The organism is Candidatus Saccharimonadia bacterium (genome assembly GCA_035544015.1).
Lineage (GTDB): Bacteria > Patescibacteriota > Saccharimonadia > UBA4664 > UBA4664 > UBA5169.
Map to the genome: position 1 here is coordinate 224582 of DATKIP010000076.1, position 18342 is coordinate 242923.

At 59.2% G+C, this 18342-nt stretch carries 25 protein-coding genes and 1 tRNA gene; 23 read left to right on the plus strand and 3 right to left on the minus strand.

The window, feature by feature from the left end; genetic code table 11:
- The first annotated feature begins 1 nt into the window (after position 1).
- The 12 genes from VMT30_04910 (at position 2) to VMT30_04965 (ending at position 8690) form a co-directional block, all read left to right on the plus strand.
- Positions 2 to 661, plus strand: coding sequence for a J domain-containing protein (locus VMT30_04910; GenBank protein ID HVQ44276.1), 660 nt, complete (start codon positions 2 to 4; stop codon positions 659 to 661).
- 58 nt (positions 662 to 719) lie between these two features.
- On the plus strand, positions 720 to 1196 hold the full coding sequence (locus tag VMT30_04915; GenBank protein HVQ44277.1) for a DUF177 domain-containing protein: 477 nt from the start codon (positions 720 to 722) through the stop codon (positions 1194 to 1196).
- Positions 1183 to 1350 carry a 50S ribosomal protein L32 gene (gene rpmF / locus VMT30_04920; protein ID HVQ44278.1) on the plus strand — a complete coding sequence of 56 codons (168 nt, stop codon included), beginning with the start codon at positions 1183 to 1185 and terminating at the stop codon, positions 1348 to 1350. The genes VMT30_04915 and rpmF overlap by 14 nt, the downstream gene beginning before the upstream one ends.
- Before the next feature lie 11 nt (positions 1351 to 1361).
- Positions 1362 to 1838 (plus strand): transcription antitermination factor NusB, encoded by a 477-nt coding sequence (nusB, locus tag VMT30_04925; GenBank protein HVQ44279.1) that lies wholly within the window; start codon positions 1362 to 1364, stop codon positions 1836 to 1838.
- Positions 1786 to 2322 carry an NUDIX domain-containing protein gene (locus VMT30_04930; GenBank protein HVQ44280.1) on the plus strand — a complete coding sequence of 179 codons (537 nt, stop codon included), beginning with the start codon at positions 1786 to 1788 and terminating at the stop codon, positions 2320 to 2322. Before nusB ends, VMT30_04930 begins: the two co-directional genes overlap by 53 nt.
- Positions 2319 to 3014: a ribonuclease III gene (rnc, locus tag VMT30_04935; GenBank protein HVQ44281.1), complete on the plus strand. Its 696-nt coding sequence runs from the start codon at positions 2319 to 2321 to the stop codon at positions 3012 to 3014. Before VMT30_04930 ends, rnc begins: the two co-directional genes overlap by 4 nt.
- Positions 3015 to 3146: 132 nt before the next feature.
- The gene (locus VMT30_04940; protein HVQ44282.1) at positions 3147 to 4001 is read left to right on the plus strand and encodes a hypothetical protein; all 855 of its coding nucleotides are present in this window, start codon (positions 3147 to 3149) and stop codon (positions 3999 to 4001) included.
- Between the two features lie 125 nt (positions 4002 to 4126).
- Positions 4127 to 6628 (plus strand): AAA family ATPase, encoded by a 2502-nt coding sequence (locus tag VMT30_04945; GenBank protein ID HVQ44283.1) that lies wholly within the window; start codon positions 4127 to 4129, stop codon positions 6626 to 6628.
- Between the two features lie 84 nt (positions 6629 to 6712).
- On the plus strand, positions 6713 to 7078 hold the full coding sequence (rpsP, locus tag VMT30_04950; GenBank protein ID HVQ44284.1) for a 30S ribosomal protein S16: 366 nt from the start codon (positions 6713 to 6715) through the stop codon (positions 7076 to 7078).
- Positions 7079 to 7149: 71 nt separating this feature from the next.
- Positions 7150 to 7539, plus strand: a complete 390-nt coding sequence (locus tag VMT30_04955; GenBank protein HVQ44285.1) for a KH domain-containing protein — start codon at positions 7150 to 7152, stop codon at positions 7537 to 7539.
- A 14-nt stretch (positions 7540 to 7553) separates the two neighbouring features.
- Positions 7554 to 8228: a tRNA (guanosine(37)-N1)-methyltransferase TrmD gene (gene trmD / locus VMT30_04960; protein ID HVQ44286.1), complete on the plus strand. Its 675-nt coding sequence runs from the start codon at positions 7554 to 7556 to the stop codon at positions 8226 to 8228.
- A 174-nt stretch (positions 8229 to 8402) separates the two neighbouring features.
- Positions 8403 to 8690, plus strand: a complete 288-nt coding sequence (locus VMT30_04965) for a helix-turn-helix transcriptional regulator (protein HVQ44287.1) — start codon at positions 8403 to 8405, stop codon at positions 8688 to 8690.
- Here the strand turns inward: VMT30_04965 and VMT30_04970 are convergent.
- A complete protein-coding gene (locus VMT30_04970; protein HVQ44288.1) occupies positions 8687 to 9811 on the minus strand; it encodes a serine hydrolase in 1125 nt (374 codons plus the stop codon). The two genes, VMT30_04965 and VMT30_04970, sit on opposite strands and share 4 nt — an antisense overlap.
- Positions 9812 to 9898: 87 nt before the next feature.
- Here VMT30_04970 and sodN point away from each other — a divergent pair, with 87 nt between their 5' ends.
- The 6 genes from sodN (at position 9899) to VMT30_05000 (ending at position 14153) form a co-directional block, all read left to right on the plus strand.
- Entirely contained in the window at positions 9899 to 10300 is a 402-nt protein-coding gene (gene sodN, locus VMT30_04975) for a superoxide dismutase, Ni (GenBank protein ID HVQ44289.1), read from the plus strand.
- Positions 10301 to 10303: 3 nt separating this feature from the next.
- Positions 10304 to 11803, plus strand: coding sequence for a PQQ-dependent sugar dehydrogenase (locus VMT30_04980; protein HVQ44290.1), 1500 nt, complete (start codon positions 10304 to 10306; stop codon positions 11801 to 11803).
- Between the two features lie 3 nt (positions 11804 to 11806).
- Complete coding sequence (locus VMT30_04985) at positions 11807 to 12265, plus strand: hypothetical protein (GenBank protein HVQ44291.1); 459 nt, start codon at positions 11807 to 11809, stop codon at positions 12263 to 12265.
- A gap of 66 nt (positions 12266 to 12331) precedes the next feature.
- Positions 12332 to 12406: transfer RNA gene (locus tag VMT30_04990), tRNA-Gln, on the plus strand.
- Between the two features lie 102 nt (positions 12407 to 12508).
- The gene (locus tag VMT30_04995; protein ID HVQ44292.1) at positions 12509 to 13258 is read left to right on the plus strand and encodes an HAD family hydrolase; all 750 of its coding nucleotides are present in this window, start codon (positions 12509 to 12511) and stop codon (positions 13256 to 13258) included.
- Positions 13259 to 13439: 181 nt separating this feature from the next.
- Positions 13440 to 14153: a hypothetical protein gene (locus VMT30_05000; protein ID HVQ44293.1), complete on the plus strand. Its 714-nt coding sequence runs from the start codon at positions 13440 to 13442 to the stop codon at positions 14151 to 14153.
- Between the two features lie 174 nt (positions 14154 to 14327).
- On the opposite strand, the gene VMT30_05005 is transcribed toward VMT30_05000, so the two are convergent.
- Entirely contained in the window at positions 14328 to 14735 is a 408-nt protein-coding gene (locus tag VMT30_05005) for a hypothetical protein (protein HVQ44294.1), read from the minus strand.
- 293 nt (positions 14736 to 15028) lie between these two features.
- On the opposite strand from VMT30_05005, the gene VMT30_05010 reads away from it, so the two are divergent.
- The 5 genes from VMT30_05010 to VMT30_05030 all read left to right on the plus strand — a co-directional run bounded on the left by VMT30_05010 (position 15029) and on the right by VMT30_05030 (position 17579).
- The gene (locus tag VMT30_05010; GenBank protein ID HVQ44295.1) at positions 15029 to 15403 is read left to right on the plus strand and encodes a DUF1428 domain-containing protein; all 375 of its coding nucleotides are present in this window, start codon (positions 15029 to 15031) and stop codon (positions 15401 to 15403) included.
- Positions 15404 to 15468: 65 nt separating this feature from the next.
- Positions 15469 to 15849: an SRPBCC domain-containing protein gene (locus tag VMT30_05015; protein ID HVQ44296.1), complete on the plus strand. Its 381-nt coding sequence runs from the start codon at positions 15469 to 15471 to the stop codon at positions 15847 to 15849.
- Between the two features lie 17 nt (positions 15850 to 15866).
- Positions 15867 to 16400, plus strand: a complete 534-nt coding sequence (locus VMT30_05020; GenBank protein ID HVQ44297.1) for an N-acetyltransferase — start codon at positions 15867 to 15869, stop codon at positions 16398 to 16400.
- 90 nt (positions 16401 to 16490) lie between these two features.
- Entirely contained in the window at positions 16491 to 16700 is a 210-nt protein-coding gene (locus tag VMT30_05025; protein ID HVQ44298.1) for a hypothetical protein, read from the plus strand.
- A 93-nt stretch (positions 16701 to 16793) separates the two neighbouring features.
- Entirely contained in the window at positions 16794 to 17579 is a 786-nt protein-coding gene (locus tag VMT30_05030; protein HVQ44299.1) for a GNAT family N-acetyltransferase, read from the plus strand.
- A 131-nt stretch (positions 17580 to 17710) separates the two neighbouring features.
- Here VMT30_05030 and VMT30_05035 read toward each other — a convergent pair whose 3' ends face one another.
- Complete coding sequence (locus VMT30_05035) at positions 17711 to 18319, minus strand: hypothetical protein (protein HVQ44300.1); 609 nt, start codon at positions 18317 to 18319, stop codon at positions 17711 to 17713.
- Positions 18320 to 18342 lie beyond the last annotated feature (23 nt).

Consider the following 18342-nt stretch of genomic DNA (forward strand, 5'->3'; position numbering starts at 1 on the left):
AGTGGCTTCAATCCCCGTCGTAGACCCCGAAGTCGATCCCTACGCCGTACTTGGCGTGTCGCGCGGTGCCACCACCGATGAAATCAAACGCGCCTACCGCACGCGCGCCAAATCCGCCCACCCCGACGCCGGCGGCAGTCCCGAGGCCATGGATCGCGTCAATCGCGCCTACCACCTGCTGAGCGACGCCGCCGCCAAGCGCGAATTTGACCGCCATCGCGACGTCCAGGCCGACGCCACCGCTGCCACTGCGCGCACCAGCACCCGCCGCGCGTCCGAGCCCGCCGCCGCGCCCGAAACCGGCCAGGGCGTTACGCCCACCAAGCGCCGCATGCAGGCCCGCAGCTATGTTTGGTCGCAGCTAGAGGAATTCGGCTGGGCGGCCGCCCTGGCCGGCCTCGCCCTGAGCTTTCTCGCCACCCGCGCTATCGGTCCCGCAGCCTGGCTGCTCGGGCTCGGCGGCTTTGCCCTCATCTATTGGCTGGTCCTGCAGCTCGTCTACATTGCCGTACCCGAGCTCAAGCTCATCACCTTCGATACTGTGCGCTCGCTGCGTCGCTCGAGCCCCCGCCATCGCCGCATCCTGCTCATCGTGAGTGCGCTATGGATTCCGCTCGGTCTCATCTGGGCAGCACTGTGCGCGTGGTTCGGGGGCAAATAGGAGGCCCGACAGGTTGCACCTAACCACAAAATAAGATATACTCCTGCGCAAGAGTGCTATGCACATCAACGTACGCGACATTCTAGTTGAATCGGTCGGGTACAGCCGGGCCTACAAGATTTCGGGCGAACGCCCAGAAATCGACGGGCTCACGCTGACCCGAGACATCGAGGGGGAGATCACCATCTCACGCCTCGATTCAAGCCTGCTCGTCCGCGGGCGCGTCATGACCGAGATTGAACTCGAATGCCACCGTTGTTTAAGCACTTTTAGCCGCCCCACCCACGTCAACCTGGCCCAAGAATACGCAGAGAGTCCCATGGACGATCAGCTGCCCATTGAAGACGACGAGATTGATCTCGCGCCCGTCATTGGTCAGGAGCTCATTCTGGATATTCCCCTGCAGATCCTGTGTCGGCCCGATTGTCCGGGTATCCAAGACGCGGCAGAGCAGTATACTAAAGAAGCAGATACCAGCACGCGCGTAGCACAACGCGCGCGCATCACGAAAGGAACCAAGCGTGGCCGTACCTAAGAAACGCACTACTAGAACCGCCCAGGGCCAGCGTCGCTCGCACCTGGCGCTCGTCCCCACCCAGCTTATTCGCACCGCTGCCGGTGCACTCATTCCTCGCCGCCTCAAAAAGGCTGCCGAGCTCGGCTTACTCAAGAATCCCAAGAAGGCCTAGGGGCGCCCGCGATGGCCTCCAACCGTCACCTCGGCCGCATCGTTGCGATGCAGACGCTCTATGAGCATGATTTTCGCGCCGGCGATGAGACCTCGCTCGAGCTTTCGCCGATTTTGCAGCGCAACCTCGATGAATTCCGCTCCAGCATCGACGACACCAATTTCGTCGAAGATGTCGTAGACGGTGTGCATAGCCATCAGACCGAAATCGACGGCATGATCGCCCCGGCCGCGCCCGAATGGCCGGTCGACCAGATCGCCAAAATCGACAAAATCGTCCTGCGCATCGGGGTGTACGAACTCATGATCAAGCGCGATGTTCCCCCCAAGGTGGCCATCAACGAAGCCGTCGAGCTCGCCAAAACGTTTGGCGGCGAAAACTCCAGCAAATTCATCAACGGTGTGCTGGGAACCATTTACCGAAACAGTGATTTCTATGAACCAGAAGAAGAACCGGCGGCCAAACCGCTCGACAAAGCCGAAAACTAATCGCGCCACCAAGGCCGTTCGCGAATACACCGCCGGCGGTGTGGTGTACCGCCGCGCCGGTAGCCACGTCGACATCCTGATGATCCAGGACCGGCTGGGCCGCTGGACCATCCCCAAGGGCCACGTGGAGGCCGGCGAAAGTCTCGAACAAACCGCCCTGCGCGAAGTAGCCGAAGAAACCGGCCTACAAGAATTTCGCTTGGGCGACAAGCTCGATAAGCTCCATTTTTTCTATCGTAAAGAGGGCAAGCTGATCTTCATGACCACGCACGTCTATCTGATGGAGGCACTCGGCGACACCGACGCGGTAGTAGCCGAAGACTCCGAAGGCATTGTCGACGCCAAATGGTTTCCGGCCGACAAAGCCCTGGGCCTCATCGAATACCGCGACACCGAGCGGCTCTTCCGGCTCGGGCTGTCCAAGCTCGGCATCGCTGCCAACCTTCCGGCTGTCAAAACTCCTAAACTCATCCCATCATCATGAACCCACTCGACGAATTCCAAGACCGCATCGGCATCAAATTTAACGACGTATCTCTGCTCGAGCGCGCGTTTACTCACCGCTCGTATCTCAACGAGCACCCCAAGCTCGGCCTCGAGCACAATGAGCGCATTGAGTTTCTCGGCGACGCCGTTCTCGAGCTCGTAGTCACCGACCACCTGTATCGCAATTATCCCAATCCCGAGGGCGATCTCACCAACTGGCGCAGCGCACTCGTGAAAACCGAATCGCTCGCCGCCGTGGCCGAAAAGCTCCAGATCGCCGAATACTTCAAGCTCAGCCGCGGCGAAGCCAAGGGCAACGCCCGCTCGCACGCCCTCATTTCGGCCAACGCCGTCGAGGCCATCATCGGCGCCACCTACCTGGACCAAGGCTACGATACCGCCAAGCGCTTCATCGCCGACCATATCATTTCCCGCCTCGAGCATATCCTCGAATCCGGCGCCTGGATGGACCCCAAGAGCAAATTCCAGGAACTCGCCCAGGAACGCTTCGGCCTCACACCCGCTTATCGTGTCATGGAAGAAGCCGGCCCCGATCACGACAAAGTCTTCACCATCGGTGTGTATGTAGGCGACACCCTCTACGGCCAGGGTTCCGGTTCGAGCAAGCAGGCCGGCCAGCAAGAAGCCGCCGCCGCCGCACTCGCCAAGCTCGCCCAGCCCAAAGCCTAGATAGCATTCCTCGAGTATTTACGGTATAACCATACCGGACACCGTCCGGAATCCGGCATGGTGCCGGTTCCTTCGTTTTGGGGGTGATGGCCCATGCGGCCGTCAAAGCATCGCACTCCAGCGCGCACCCGCGTGCCGATCGAAGCCTGCGTGGCGAAAAACTTGCTGGGAGGCCGGTACGTTCGCTACCTGCGCATCGGCACCGGCGACCAGCTGGTCGTGCACCTGCACGGCCTGGGCGGCATACCGGGTCTCGATCTGGGGTGGCTGGCGTGGTTGAGCCAGGAGCTCAACCTCACCGTCTTGGCCCCGTTCCTGCCCAATCACGCCCGCTCCTGCCGGGTCGACACCTACGACGAGCTCATCGACTGCCTGGGCGACTGGGCTGAGTCCTGCGGAATCGAGCGTGCTCTATGGATTGGCCACTCGCTTGGCGGCTACCTGGTCTACGGCGTGGCGCTCAAGCGGCCGCAGTACGTCGGCGGGGTCGTCAACCTGGCCGGACCGGTCAACGCAGTGTTCGACCGCCGGCCCATCCCGCTGCTGATGCCCAAGCTGGCCTACCTGGCCGTCGAAGGGCTGATCGCCTTCTGGGTCTCGCTGGGGACGCAACTGCTGGGCCCCTACCGCCGCGACGTGCTGCGGCACACCGTCGACAGTGTGCTGCACGGCCCGCGGGCTCGCACCATCCTCCGCCTCATCCGGAATACGCCCCAGCTCCTGGGCCCGATGCAGCGGCTCCCCATCCCCGCCTTCAACCTAGGGGCCGGCCTAGACCCCACCATCCGCTACCGTTACCCCTGGCCCGGTCCGGGCGGCCCTGGCGACATGGTGACGCTCTTCGGGGCGCCGCACAACTTCCCGTCGCTGCTGCCGCTGGTGCCACACTTCCGCGCCGCCATCATCGCCGCCGTCAGCACCGTGCTGACCGGCATGGTTAACGCGAATGACCCCGCCCCCTCCACAACCCGTCCGCCCGTCGCCTGATGCTCGCTTCGCGGTCCCGTCAGGCGACCGCCGCCGCTCCCCTAGTGTTGTGGGAGCGGCGGCGAGTCATTTCGGCGCCCGTTTATTTGCTACAATAAAGCTAATGGTGTTGCGAGATAAACTACATGCTGCTTAGGCGCGTAACGGTCACCGGGTTCAAGTCGTTTGCCAATAAAACGGTGATCGATCTCGAGCCCGGCATCACGGCCGTGGTGGGACCAAATGGCTCTGGCAAGAGCAACTTGGCCGACGCTATCCGTTGGGCGCTGGGCGAACAGGGCAAGAATCGGCTAAGGCTCGAGGGGCGCGACGAACTGGTGTTTGCCGGCAATGACCACCGTGCCCGCGCCAGTTTTGCCGAGGTTACGCTGCTGTTTGATAACGAAGACGGCGCCTTTGCGCTCGACCTCACCGAGGTCGAAATTTCGCGGCGCATGTACCGCAGCGGCGAAACCGATTACCGCTTGGCCGGGCGCAGTGTGCGGCTGGCCGACCTCCAGGCGCTGCTGGCCCAGGCCGGGGTGGGCGCCGGCACCTACGCCGTCATCGGCCAAGGCATGATCGATACCATGCTCACCAGCTCGCCGGCCGAGCGCAAGCTCCTGTTTGATGAGGCCGCCGGCATCCGCGGCCCCGAGCTCGGCCGCGAAGCCGCGCTGCGCAAACTCACCGCCACCGCCGCCAACCTCACGCGCCTGCGCGACATCGCGGCCGAGCTGGCGCCGCGCCTGGGCTCGCTGCAGACGGCGGTGGATGCGGCCAGCGAGCGCGAGCAGCTGGCGGGCCGCGTGGCCGACCTGCGCGCCGCGGTGGTGGCGGCCGGCCGCGCTCAATGGGCCGCCGCTCACGCCGCCGCGGCGAGCCGTCTCGCCGACCTGGCCGCCGCCGCTCACCGCCTGCGCCACCAGCACCACGCGTTGAGCCACGCCGCCGCCCGTCGCCGCCAGGCCGAAGTCGCCGCCGCCCGCCGCCGCGAGCAGCTCCAGGCCGAAGTCGCCGCCCTGGAGCGCGCCCGCGACGAGGCGGCCACCGAGCTCACCACGGCCGGTGCCGCCATGGCCATCGCCGAGCGCGATGCCGGCGCCGCCACCGAGCTCACGGTGCGGCTCAAGACCTCCATCGCCGACCTGCGCGCCGCTACCAACCGCCTGGCCGCCACCCACACCGCACTGGCCTCAAACGCCGAGTCCGCCGCTCGTGCCGCCAAGGCCGCCACTCGCGCCAACCGCGCCGTCACTGCCGCGCAGGCAGCGTTGATCACCATTCGCGAAGACACCGGCGACGGCGCCCGCGATCAATACCTCGAACACGCACTGCAAATTCTCAAAACCTTAGCCCAGGGTCTCGGCACGCCGCAATTCACCGCCGAGCAAATCCGCTTACTTATCCACAAGGCCGGACGGTTGCTCAGCCATGCCACCCGCACCGGGGCCGCCGAGCTCCTCGCCGATCTGAAAGTCTCCCAAAAACAGCTCGAAGCCGCCATGACCGCGCGCGATACCGCCATTGAGCACCAAACCAATCTCTCGATCGCCGGCCGTTCACTCGAGATCGACCTTGCCCATCAGCAGACGGAGGTCGAACGCCTCAACGCCCGGCGCGAGGAACTCGAGCTGGAGCTCGACCCACTCGAACGCAGCGCCCGCGCGCTCGCCAAGCTCACAGTGGCCGAACACCGGGCCACTACCGCGCTCGCCGCCGCCACCGCCCAGCTCGAATCCGGCCGCGCCGAGCTCGCTCGGCTGAGCTCCGGCTCCGCCGTTACTCTGGCCGTCGCCGATCAGCTCGGCCGGCTCGAGCGCACGCGCGCCGAGCTCACCGCCCTCGCCGCCGAGCAGGCCCGCCTGCGCGACGACCGCGAGGCCGCCGCCGCGCGTCTCGCCGAGCTCAACCAGCTCGCCGCCGATTGGGCCGTTCCCGCCGCCCCCACCACAGCCGCCGTCTCGCCGCCCTTCGATTCCTTCGCCACCCTCAGCGACCAGCTCGCCCGGGCCGAAACACTGCTCGAGGCCCGCACCCAGGTCTACCAAGACCATCTCGCCGAGTACCACGAAGTCACCGCCCGCCAATCCGACCTCACCACCCAAATCGCCGACCTCGAGCAAGCCGAGGCCGACCTGCGCAAGCTCGTCGCCGAGCTCGAAACTCTCATTAAATCCCGTTTCAAAGACAATTTCGACGCTCTGGCCGAGCAATTTAGCCATTATTTCACCCGCCTGTTCGAGGGCGGCTCGGCCTCGCTTGAACTCACCCAGTCAGACGACGCGGGCTACGGCATCACCATTAAAGCCAGCCCCAAAGGCAAACGCCTCGCCACTATCGCGGCGCTCTCCGGTGGCGAACGCGCGCTGGCCGGCGTCGCGCTGGTGGCCGCCATCCTGCGCGTCAACCCCAGCCCCTTCGTCGTGCTCGACGAAATCGACGCCGCTCTCGACGAAGCCAACTCCGGCCGCCTCGCCACCATCCTCGCCGAGCTCGAGCAATACTCGCAGCTCATCGTCATCACCCACAACCGCCAAACCATGAAAGCCGCCAAAGTCCTCTTCGGCGTCACCATGGGCGACCACCACATTTCCAGCCTCATCTCCATGCGCCTCGAGCAAGCCACCCAACTCGCCGCCCGCTAGCCAATCTGTTGACTTATACCGCAAAAATCGTTAAACTCAACTTCGTTGTAACCACATATCAGGAATAATCCAGGAACACTTCATTTGTTAGTTATTCGCTTGGCCCGCACCGGCCGTAACAAATACCCGACCTACCGCGTTGTTGCGGCCGAATCGGCTCGTACCGCTACGGGTAAATTTGTCGCCATCCTTGGTCACTACAATCCTCACACCAAGGAAATCGTGCTCAAAACCGACGAAATCGTCAAGCACATGGCCAATGGCGCCCAGCCGTCGAATACCGTCGTGAAACTCCTGATGCGCGAAAAAGTTGAGCTGCCCAAGTGGGTGAAACTCAAAACCAAAGCTCCCAAGGTAGTCGAGGCTCCGGCCGAGGAAGCCGCCACCGAAGTTTCGCCCGCTGAGGCCGAAGCCGACGCGCTCCCGGATGATAGCACCGAAACTACGTAGATCGTAGGTCCCTGATCGCTATAAAAATGATATGATATCTCCAACATCCATAATTCTGTAAGGAGTGGTGTATGCCGGACATGGATAAGGAATTTGTAGAGTACGTCGTTAGGGCCTTAGTGAGTCACCCCGACGACGTGGTGGTGAAGCGCTCTGTCGATGACATGGGCGTCCTGCTTGAGTTATCAGTAAACCCCGAAGACATGGGCAAGGTGATCGGCAAGGCCGGCGCCACCGCCAAGAGCATCCGCACGCTGCTGCGGGTACTCGGCTCGCGCAACGACGCCCGCGTCAACCTTAAGATCATCGAGCCCGAAGGCAGCGAACATCACGCCGCCGCCGCCGATGAGTTGCCGCTCGAAGAAGTCCCCGCCGCCGCCGCTCCCGTTGAGGATGCCGAAGCTGAAATGCTGGCTCGCACCAAGCGCGAATTTGCTGATCTCGACGACCTCGACCTGTAAATAAACGACGCCCCATGAAAATCGATATTATCACGCTCTTCCCGGACATGTTCAAAGGTCCGTTCGACATGAGCATGCTGTGGAAAGCCCAGGAGAGGGGACTGGCGCAGATCAATTTGATCGACCTGCGCGATTTTGGCCTGGGTTCGCGCCGCACCGTCGACGATACGCCCTACGGCGGCGGCGACGGGATGGTGCTGCGGGTCGAGCCGGTAGTGGCGGCGATTGAGGCTGCCCGCGCCGCCAGCCCCGGTGCTCGTGTCATTGCGCTCACGCCTGGCGGCCACCGCTACGACCAAGCCACCGCCGCCGCACTGGCCCGTCTCCCCGGACTCATTTTGCTGGCCGGCCACTACGAGGGCTTCGACGAGCGCATTTATAGCTACGTCGACGATCAAATTTCCATCGGCGACTACGTGCTAACTGGCGGCGAACTCCCCGCCATGGTGATCGCCGACAGCGTCATCCGCCTCATTCCCGGGGTGCTGGGAGGCGAACAATCCGCCCACGACGAATCATTCAGCGATCCCACCCTCCTCGAATACCCCCACTACACCCGCCCGGCCGAATTCCGCGGCGCCGAGGTGCCGGAGGTGCTCCAAAACGGCCACCACGCCGAAATCGCCGCTTGGCGCCGCACCCAGGCCGAGGCCAAAACTCGCCAGTTTCGGCCCGATCTGCGACCATAACCCCGCCGCGCGCCGGAACCCCACCCCCGCCGACACACACAACACAGCACTTACCGCCAAACTGACACAAATCACGCTCACAATATGTCAATTTGGCGGTATACTACACGATGTATGCGTTGCCGTCACGTACACTCTTCCCGAAAGAACGAAAATTCCGGAGTACCATCCATCGTGCCACCCAAACCATTCTCACTCAGCGTCCTCGCAGCTCTCGCCACCGGCGAGGCGCATGTCTACGCCATTGAACAACAAATGATCGCCGATGTCCGGGGCGCTATTCTCATAAGCAGCCGATCAGTGTATCGCGAAATGCCGCGCTTAATCGCAGCTGGTCTCGTAGCGGCCACCGCCGATACTCGCCCACAAAAATACCGTCTCACGCCCCATGGCCGCCGCACGCTCCATACTGAACGTGAGCGCGCCCTCCAGACCTATCGGCTGCTCCAGAAACGCCTCTAAAGTTCGAAATAATTCCACAATTTAGACGACAAATCCCCAAACAGCGCGGGTGCGCCACCCGGTGTATTCCACGGACCCGAGGTCACTACCACCAAATAATTAGTCTTGGGGCCGTACACCACGCCCGCGTCATGCACGAATCCATCCAGATCGCCGGTTTTGTGGGCGATCACCGTTCCCGCCGGCAAACCTTGCGGCAGGCGGTTGTTCACCCGCTGATCCTTGAGCAGCCCCATGAAGTTATTAGTCGAATTCGACGACACCAGCGTGCCGCTGTAGAGTCGCGTCAACAACGTTGATACATCCTGAGCCGAGGTTTTTTGCGGGGTAGCCAAATTCGTTTGCGTGTAACCTTCTATCTGCAGCGCCTGGTTTTGCTGGCCCCAACCGAGAATATCGCCCAAAGCACGCCCGCAGGCGTTGTCCGAAACATTAATCATCACGCGCAAACAGTCGCTGATATTGCGCCCTGTGCCGCCGCCGGCCGCTTGTCCGTAATCGAGCTTACCGAGGTCGATCTGCTGGTAGATGCGCTGAGCCACAAACAGCTTATAGAGGCTGGCACTTTCCATTTGCTGATCAGGATTGATGCTGGCGGTGGCGCCGCTGGACAGATCTTTGACCACAATCCCAAATTTACCCGGATTGGCGGCCGAAAAATCATCCAAAATCTGCTGCAAGCCGGCTTTTTGCGGCGTCGGCGCCGGAGTTGCCGCCGCCACGGCCGGCGCTGGGGTCGCAGCCGGGCTCGGCGCCGGCTTCTCGGCCGCCCGGGCCGTCGAAGTCGCCGGCGTCGACAGCCGGCTCACCGTGAGCGTGGAAACCACCAGCGCCGTCGCCACCAGCCCAAAGGCGATGGCCGGCCGCCGCCAACCAATGTGCGGCAGTCGCAGCGACGGCAGCTGCCAGGCCGGAGTGAGCGTCGCAGCCGGCGCTTGCATCGCCGCCACCACTTCGCGCGGCGTCGTGCGCGGCACCGGCCGGCGAATGCCGTCCATGCCCACCGTGTAGCCGCGCGCCTCCGGCGCCGCCGTCAGGGGGCGTGCCATCATCGGCTGTTGCAAAACAGTCGCCCGAGGACGCATTGGCGTCGGCCGCACTCCATCCATCACACGAATCATAGATTTACTATAAACGTAAGCATCATCTCCACACAAGCCACCCTTTCATTCTCGGCGTATAATGAGGGACAGAATATGGAGAAAATGATGAGACTTATCGACGTATTGCCCACCACCACTGTGTATGCGCACTGCGACCTGCCGTGCGGCGTTTACGACCCAGCCCAGGCCCGCATAGAGGCCGAGTCGGTTCACAAAATTATGCAAAAATATGCCGACAACACCGACCAAGTCTTTCGTACCCGCGCCATTATTATCAAAGAAGAGCGTACCGAACTAGTGAAGCGCCATTTGTGGGTGCTCTGGACCGATTATTTCAAGCCTGAGCATCTCGAAAAACATCCCAACCTCCACGACCTCTTTTGGCGAGCCACGAAGCAGGCGGGGGAGTGCAAGCACCACGTCGAACCCGAAGAAGGTCAGAAATTACTCGATCTCATTGCCGAAATTACCGAAATATTTAACGCCACGAAAGCCGCGGCCAAGTAGCGCATGCGCAAACTCTGGCCCCTGGGGCTCTACCGCGTGGCGGGTCACAGCATGCAGCCGACGCACCGGCCGGGCGACGTCGTGTTGGGCTGCCGCTGGTTTGTGCCCCGCCCCGGCCAAACCGTGGTGGCGCGCGCCGGCGGCGACCCGCTGCTCAAGCGCATCGAACGCATCGACGGCCGCCAGGTGTGGCTGGCCGGCGACAACCCCGCCGACTCGCACGATAGCCGCCACTTTGGCGCCGTCGACCGCTCGCAGCTCGAGGCCGTGATCGTGCCGTGGCGCCGGGCCGGCTTGGTAGCCGCCGCGCTCGTGGCGGTGGCCGGCGCCGCCGTCTTCGCCGCCGCGGCCATCCGGCCGCCAGGGCGCGGGGTCTATCGCGCCCCCGCGCCGACGCCCACGGCGACGGCCGCCCAGCCCAGCCCCGCCGCCACGCCGCCGTACGCCATGTCGGCGGGGCCCGCCCCCAAGGCGCCGCTCACCGTGCCGGCCGGCTATGCCATCCATGTGTTCGCCGACCGCCAAGGCACCGCGCGCGATCTGCAATTTTCGCCCGGCGGCACCTTGCTCGTGTCCGATCCCAAGGCGCGCACCATCACCGCCCTGCCCGACAGCAACCACGACGGCGCCGCCGATTCCGCCAAAATCATTCTCACCGGCGGCGACAACCCCCATGGCCTGGCTTTCCGCGGCGGCTACTTGTATGTGGCCGAAACCGGCCGCGTGATGCGCTACGCCTGGGACGAAACTACGCTCGCCGCCACCACCGGCCAAGAATTATTCAAACTCCCCACCCCCAACCCCGACCACAACAAACGCACCATCACCTTCGGCGCCGACGACCAGCTGTACATCTCGGTCGGCTCCACCTGCAATGTCTGCCGCGAATCCGACCCGCACTCCGCCACCATCCTCACGGCCGACGCCGACGGCCACAATCTGCGCACGTTCGCCTCCGGCCTGCGCAACGCCCCGTTCATGGCCATCAACCCCGCCACCAAGGAGCTCTGGTCCACCGAAATGGGCCGCGACAACCTCGGCGATACCACCCCGCCCGACGAAATCGACATCATCCACGACGGCTCCAACTACGGCTGGCCGATCTGTTACGGCGCCAAAATCCACGACACCGCCTTCGATCACGCCGCCTACCTCGCCGACCCCTGCGCCTCCACCGTTGGGCCCATCTACGGCGTCCCCGCCCACAATGCGCCGCTCGGCCTCGCCTTCATCGCCTCCCCGCAATGGCCCACCGACCAGCAAGGCGACCTGCTCGTGGCCTACCACGGCTCCTGGAACCGCAGCGTACCCGACGGCTACAAAGTGGTGCGCCTCACCGTCCGTGGCAACACCATCACCGGCACCACCGATATCGTCACCGGCTTCATCGCCGGCCGCAGCGTCTCCGCCCGCCCGGTCGACCTCACCTTCGACGCGCTGGGCAACCTCTACCTCTCCGACGATTACTCCGGCACCATTTATCTAATCCAAAAGCAGCTCTAACCCATGCTCCTCCTCAGGCCTTTTCTCAAACCCTTCCGCTACGCCTTCCGCGAGCTCATCCTGCACCGCCGCAAACAAATCCCATTTTGGATCTTGGTCGGCTTTCTGCCCACCTTCTTCCTGGCGCGGTTTACCGTGCAGCACTTCCCGTATCTGTTCGTCCACGTCCACGGCACGCACGTCCATCATTTCATTTACGGCTTCTTCGTGCTCGCTACCATGGGCTTCATCGCCCTCATCACCGACCGCGCCCGCCGCGTGCAGGCCTTTTTCTACGGCGCCGGCCTCGCCCTCGCCTTCGATGAATTCGGTATGTGGGTCCGCCTCACCGACCACTACAACATCGACGCCTCCGAGGACGCCATCGCCATCATCGCCGCCATCCTCGTGTTTCTGGTGTACGGTATCGGCATCGTCCGCCGCGCCCTCCCTCAGCTCAAAAAACTCCGCCCCCGCCGCTAGCGCATTGTCATTCGCCCCAAAATCTTGTACCATATGACGGTTCATCCCAGCCAAATATTCATCCAATGGGGCGTGGCCAAGTGGTAAGGCGCTTGATTCTGGCTCAAGAGATCCTAGGTTCGAATCCTAGCGCCCCAGCCAGTTATTATTTGTCATTTTGTATCTGTAACTTAGTTCGGTCATCGGGCGAGGGAGATAGTACGACCGAACTTTGGCCCATCGTCTATCTGTTAGAATTTACTCATGCAATATCAAGCGTTCATCTTCGACCTCGACGGCACGGCAATTCCCAACATTCCAAACGGCCTTCCTTCGGATCGATTGGTTAAGGCTATAGCTAAGGCAAAAGGAAGGCTGAGATTCTGTGCGGCCACTGGTAGGCCTATTACGAATGCAAAACCCATTTTGGACAGACTTAACTTGACCGATCCGTGCATTATCTCGGCGGGGACACAAATTGTTAATCCGCAAACCGGTCAAATCTTGTGGGAAGCCGCGCTTGATAACAAAGATGTCGCCGCTGTTCTGGATATTTGTAAGCCCCATCATTACGAAGTCCTCATCCGTAATGAGCTGATGGGACAGGGTGCACCTGCCGCACGGCGCATCATTACCGAAAGCGTGAATGTCATATACATCATGCAATGCTCGGAAGCTGACGGCCAAGCAATTCTCAAAGAACTTGCCGAGGTTCCTAACATTACTGCCGCTGGCGTGTTGTCCTGGACAGGCGAAGGCCTTGATATCCATGTAACACACCGTGAAGCGACCAAGGAACATGCAATTGCCGAACTGCTAAAAATGCTGGACATCACCAAGGTACAAACTATTGGCGTAGGCGATGGCAATAACGACGTCCATCTGTTTCGTGGGGTCGGCAAAAAAGTGGCGATGGGAAACGCGACCGAATTACTGAAGTCGCAGGCGGACGTTGTCTGTGATTCTGTCGACCACGATGGACTTGCAAAGTTTATAGAAGAATTCATGTCGTAGCTCCTTCATCATCCTCATCGAGCAGTGCTCGCATCTGACCAATAGATCCCACAAGTTCATCTAAACGAGTTGGGGTTCGATCCTCCAACATGATCCCCAGCCATTGCACTTATGCTTAAAATAACGGCTCGATGAGCCGTTATTTTGTTGTCCGCATATATCTCGTATAAAATTGTAAAGTATGAATGAAGAGTTAAATACACCGGAGCATCGAAGCGATTTTAGTGGCGCACAATTGAGTCAAGAGCTTGAGCACCAAGCTGAGATTGGTAAATTGAGCGGAGATTTATTGCGGGACTTCTATCAAACTTTTCGTCTTTCACAAAAAGAGACAGCCATTCAACCGCCACTATTTAGTCTTCTGGCCGACCAGCATGTACAAGCCGGGCACCAAGACATATTGCCCACCGCCTTGAATGCAGCCGATAATAAGGTGGATGAATTACTGCCACCGCGCCGACACGGCGATACTGATGAGGAATCCCGTAATAACTCCGAAACAGGCTTCCGGGCCATGTGGGCTGAATATTCAAAGGTGCTCCAGGTGCCAGATTCGGGCATACGACGTACTCCCGAACTCATCTTGGAAGATATGCTAGCTCAAGACCTCTATTATCAGGAGAACGATCGCCCAAACCGGGGCGGTCAAGACGATGTCCACGAAAGCATTGTCCGCGAGTATATACTTGGCAATCGACTTACTGGCTCAGATCAGCTCATGGCTGTTCGAAATCAATTGCGAGAGGCTCTAGTATCGCCATCTGTTGACGATGACAGTGGCGGCGATTGGATGCTAAGACGCCGAGCAGAGTTGATAGAGGAGTGGGAAGCCAATCACTCCAGCCAGTCGTTTATGTCGCAAGACCGGCAGGACCCATCGCTAAAAGGGTTCTAACTTCGTTAACTAGCCCCAGCCAAGGAATTTTACAGATAAGAAGCCGACCAATTTAGATCGCATCAGTCGTTTCCGTTATTCCACAAATGCAAATCGCCCCCACAAGGAGGGCGGCTGCCAACTTCGTGGGGGCGTATGGTGGATAAGGAAGAGGCTTCCTTATCCCATGTTCATCTACTCATAGAATGGGTAGACTACTTCGTGTAGCATGAGGCAAAATATCTTGCCCCGTTTCGTCAGCGCAAGCCCCATATTCGTGCCGGTAACCAGCCCCAGCCTCAACATCTCTGCTATGGCGGCCGCAGGGTAAAACTCGGGTATTATGAGCGTCAGGTGCATCGCGTGCCAGACCTTGTACTTCTTCGCGCGCCTCACCCCATTGGCCAGGTCTACGCGAAACCCGAACGTGAAGTTGCCACCGGTAGCGTTGAAGTCTTCATCGGAGAAGACTTCAGACCATGCTTTAGGGCCTCCCATGTAGAAGTCCCTTTCTTGCCTATCCAACTCCTCGTCCCGCCGTATTTCTGCGCGCGAGCGGGTATCAACCGGTGGAGGTGTTGGGTGTCGGCCCCGTCCGAACATGCTTGCTCCTTTAGGTCTTGGTCACCGCTATGCTCCATTCTCTAAGTCCAAAGAGGGAAGTTGGTCAAAGGATGAGCTTTACATGGCTACTCCAATCTCGAGGAGGCAAAACTTATTATAGCATACTTTCTCGTATAATCAAATCTAGCTTCTCTTCGAGAACACTGCTAAGGGGCGAAAGGCAAAAGTTTTAGGCTGGGTAGGTAGAACGACCAAAATTTAGTTCTCGCTCTTCAGACCCCATGCCCGTGATGCTAAAATAGTATCGTTGCGAATGCATAAGGAGGCAAGGCATGGACAAATATGTAGATGGCTTCGTACTAGTGGTACCGGCGGATAAAGCCGACGAATACAAAAAAATGGCTACTATGGGCCGTGATTCGTGGATGAAGCACGGCGCACTTTCGTATTACGAGTGTAAGGCGAACGACCTCGCGCAGCAAAAAATGGGCGACCAAGCTACGCGCTCATTTAACGAAATGGCGGGAGCGAAAGATGGCGAAGATGTCTGGTTTTCGTTCATTGTCTTTAAATCCAAAGAACATCGCGATGAGGTTAACGCTAAAGTCATGGCAGAAATGAGCGAAATGGAGCACCCAGCCGAGCCTATGCCTGCCGATATGACACGTATGGCTTATGGTGGTTTTACGGTTGAGGTCGAGGGCTAACTTTAAAGTTTGGACTATCTTTCTCCTCCCCAGCCAATGCACCTGTTTCTGATATAATCGTCTGCATGAAGCAAATCGAACAAACCTATGTCATCAAGGCTCCTTTAGAAAAAGTCTGGCAGGCACTCACGACAGCCGAAGGCGCCGAACAATGGGGGGCTGGCCCCGCAAAATTTGATGCTACCGAAGACGGCGAATTCAGCTACTGGAACGGAGATATCCACGGTATTAATACGAAGGTCGTTTCAGAGAAGCTACTTGAGCAGGATTGGTACGGCCATGATCATCCAGAAGAAAAATACCGTGCCGTATTCTCGTTTGAGATGAAGGGTAACACTACTCTCGTTCACCTGGCTTATTCGGGTCACATCTACGATGAGCAAAGAGACATCGACGACTGGCGCGAATATTATTTTGATCCGATCAAGAGGCTGCTTGAGTCATAATCAGGGCGCTGACACTTATGAACATCCTCATCCGTCCAGAAACCACCACCGACTTCGACAGGATAGCCGACGTAGTCACCCGCGCCTTCAAGCGGCCGGGCGTGGCCGAGCTAATCAGGCATATCCGGGCCTCGGACAATTACGTGCCGGGGCTCTCGCTCGTGGCCGAACGCGACGGCCAAATCATTGGGCATATCATGCAGAGCTATGTCACGCTCGAAGATGGCAGCCGGCGGCACAAAATTCTGACGTTGTCGCCCCTAGCAGTCGACCCCCAGTTTCACAAACAAGGTATTGGCTCACAACTGGTCCGGGAAGCGATTCGCCGAGCTGACGAGCGGGGTGAATCCTTGATCGTCCTCGAAGGCCGCCCCGAGTACTACACCCGGTTCGGTTTCCGGCCTTCCTATCAGCTAGACATCGAATACCCACTACCCGACTGGGCGCCGGCGGAAGCGGGCCAGGCCCTACCGCTTTCGGGCAACAGCCCCGCACTAGCACCCAAGGGCAAGGTTGTCTACCCCGAATACTTCAAACTTGCCGAGCACTAGTCGCCAGGATTAAGCAACAATGCCACACGTTTTCTCTGGCTCGCCGTGCTACGCTATAGCCGTTAAAAAACTAAAACAAAAGGAGTTCCTATGTCCAACGTAAATGCCACACAAGAGGTCATCATTGTAATCGGTGATGCGAGCGGGGATGGTGGCCATTTTGTCGTGACCCCGCACGGCGTAAAACGCGTGCCCGACAATAACCCGGGGCTACGCGAAGCCTACAAAGCCATAGCCAAGAACTACGCCATCCTACAAAAGGCCGCATTGGACCAAAAGCTACCCGAACAAAACCGCTAGAGTTCTGCCGCAAAAAGTTCCAGAAAATATCTTCTGGAACTTTTTATTTTGCCCACCAAGCCAGCACAATCTTCCTTTTGTTATGATAGTCGCATGCACACCGAGCAAAGATTTCTGGATGACAAAGGTCGCTTGCGGCAATGGCCGTCTAGGCGTTCCGACAAATTACTGGCGGTGGCTTATTTGGCGACCAAGTTCGACTTCAAGGCCAGCTACACTGAATCCGAAGTTAACGAGCTGCTCAAGCAATGGCATACATTCAATGATTGGCCACTTCTTAGGCGCGAGCTTTACGAACAAGGCTTCCTTGATCGCAATACCGACGGCTCAAATTATCGCATCAAACGCCTCCAAACCTCGATGCCCGATCTCAGTCTCACAAATCCTAACATCAAAAGCGACCCAGCCATCAGCGTCGAGTGGCTTGCGGGCGAACCCGGCAAAGAGACCCTTCGGCTCATGGGTAGCACCGAGACAAACAACAAACCGTCAACCCTAAAGGCTGAAGAGCAACGTATCCGAGAGTTTATCACATCCACGAATCAGCGAACGTGGAACCTGCACTACAGGACCAAAACAGTCGGGGCAACCTGGATTGACCTTGAGTCGAGTAAATACCTTAAGTCTCCATCAATCCACATTATGATCGGCGATCCAAATGTGCGCGGAAAAGGCCTCGCCCAAGCCACCCTGCAGGCGGTTATCGAGCTATTGGAGAAAGAAGGCGAATACCAACATCTTCACTCAAGACACTTGGTCGAAAATACCGCTTCCGCCAAACTACTCGCAAGGGTCGGCTTCGCCAATGATGGCGACGAGTACACGGATGCCGATGGACTAGTATTCCAAAATGTTAAGCGGTCACTGCGCCATCAATAAGGTCTAACATCCATTCCTAAATCTGTACTCACGGGGCCTCTTTGCCCAGCCATAAAAAAGACTGACCTAACGTCAGTCTTTTTTATTTCCGCTCCACCTCATCGGTAGATGCAAGTCGTTAAAGCCCAAGCCTAGTTCGCTGCCGCCGTAGCCTTGCGGAAATAGCCCCGTGTCGAAGGAATCGCGAGAAGAATGAGGATGAGTATCGAACCCAAGATCACCACAACGTTGCGCGCATTCACCAGAGAAGATACCCAGCTAGGGTAGGCGTTAAAGGCCGCATCGACCAGCTTTTGCACATTTAGGCTCTGCAGAGCCGCATCCCCTGTGCTCTTGAATACAGACTCCAGCGTCGAAACAACAGCTGCTTGGCTGGCCATGATCAGGAAGTTGCCAGCCAGGACGAGCGGTTGAAGGACCCAAGACAGGATCAGGCCAGCTCGCTTTCCAGCGAGGTTAAGCCAGGCCAGAGTTATCATGATCAGGGCGACGATGGTAGGGACGATGGTGGCAGCGCCGTTCTCGGTGAAACTGATATGGTTCTGGGTCAAAAGAGCAGTCGAATGCCCCTGTCGCACCATCTCGGCGTCCACCGCCGTCTGGACTTGAGCGCCGTACATGAGGCCAATGATGGGTATGCTCAAGAAAGCTAACCCAATCAGAGCCTGTACTATCGCCACGACAGTTACGGCTTGAGGACGGCTCCTAGAAGTTTGACGTGAATTGGTTTGTTTGCTCATGATATTTCCTTTTAGTTAGATCG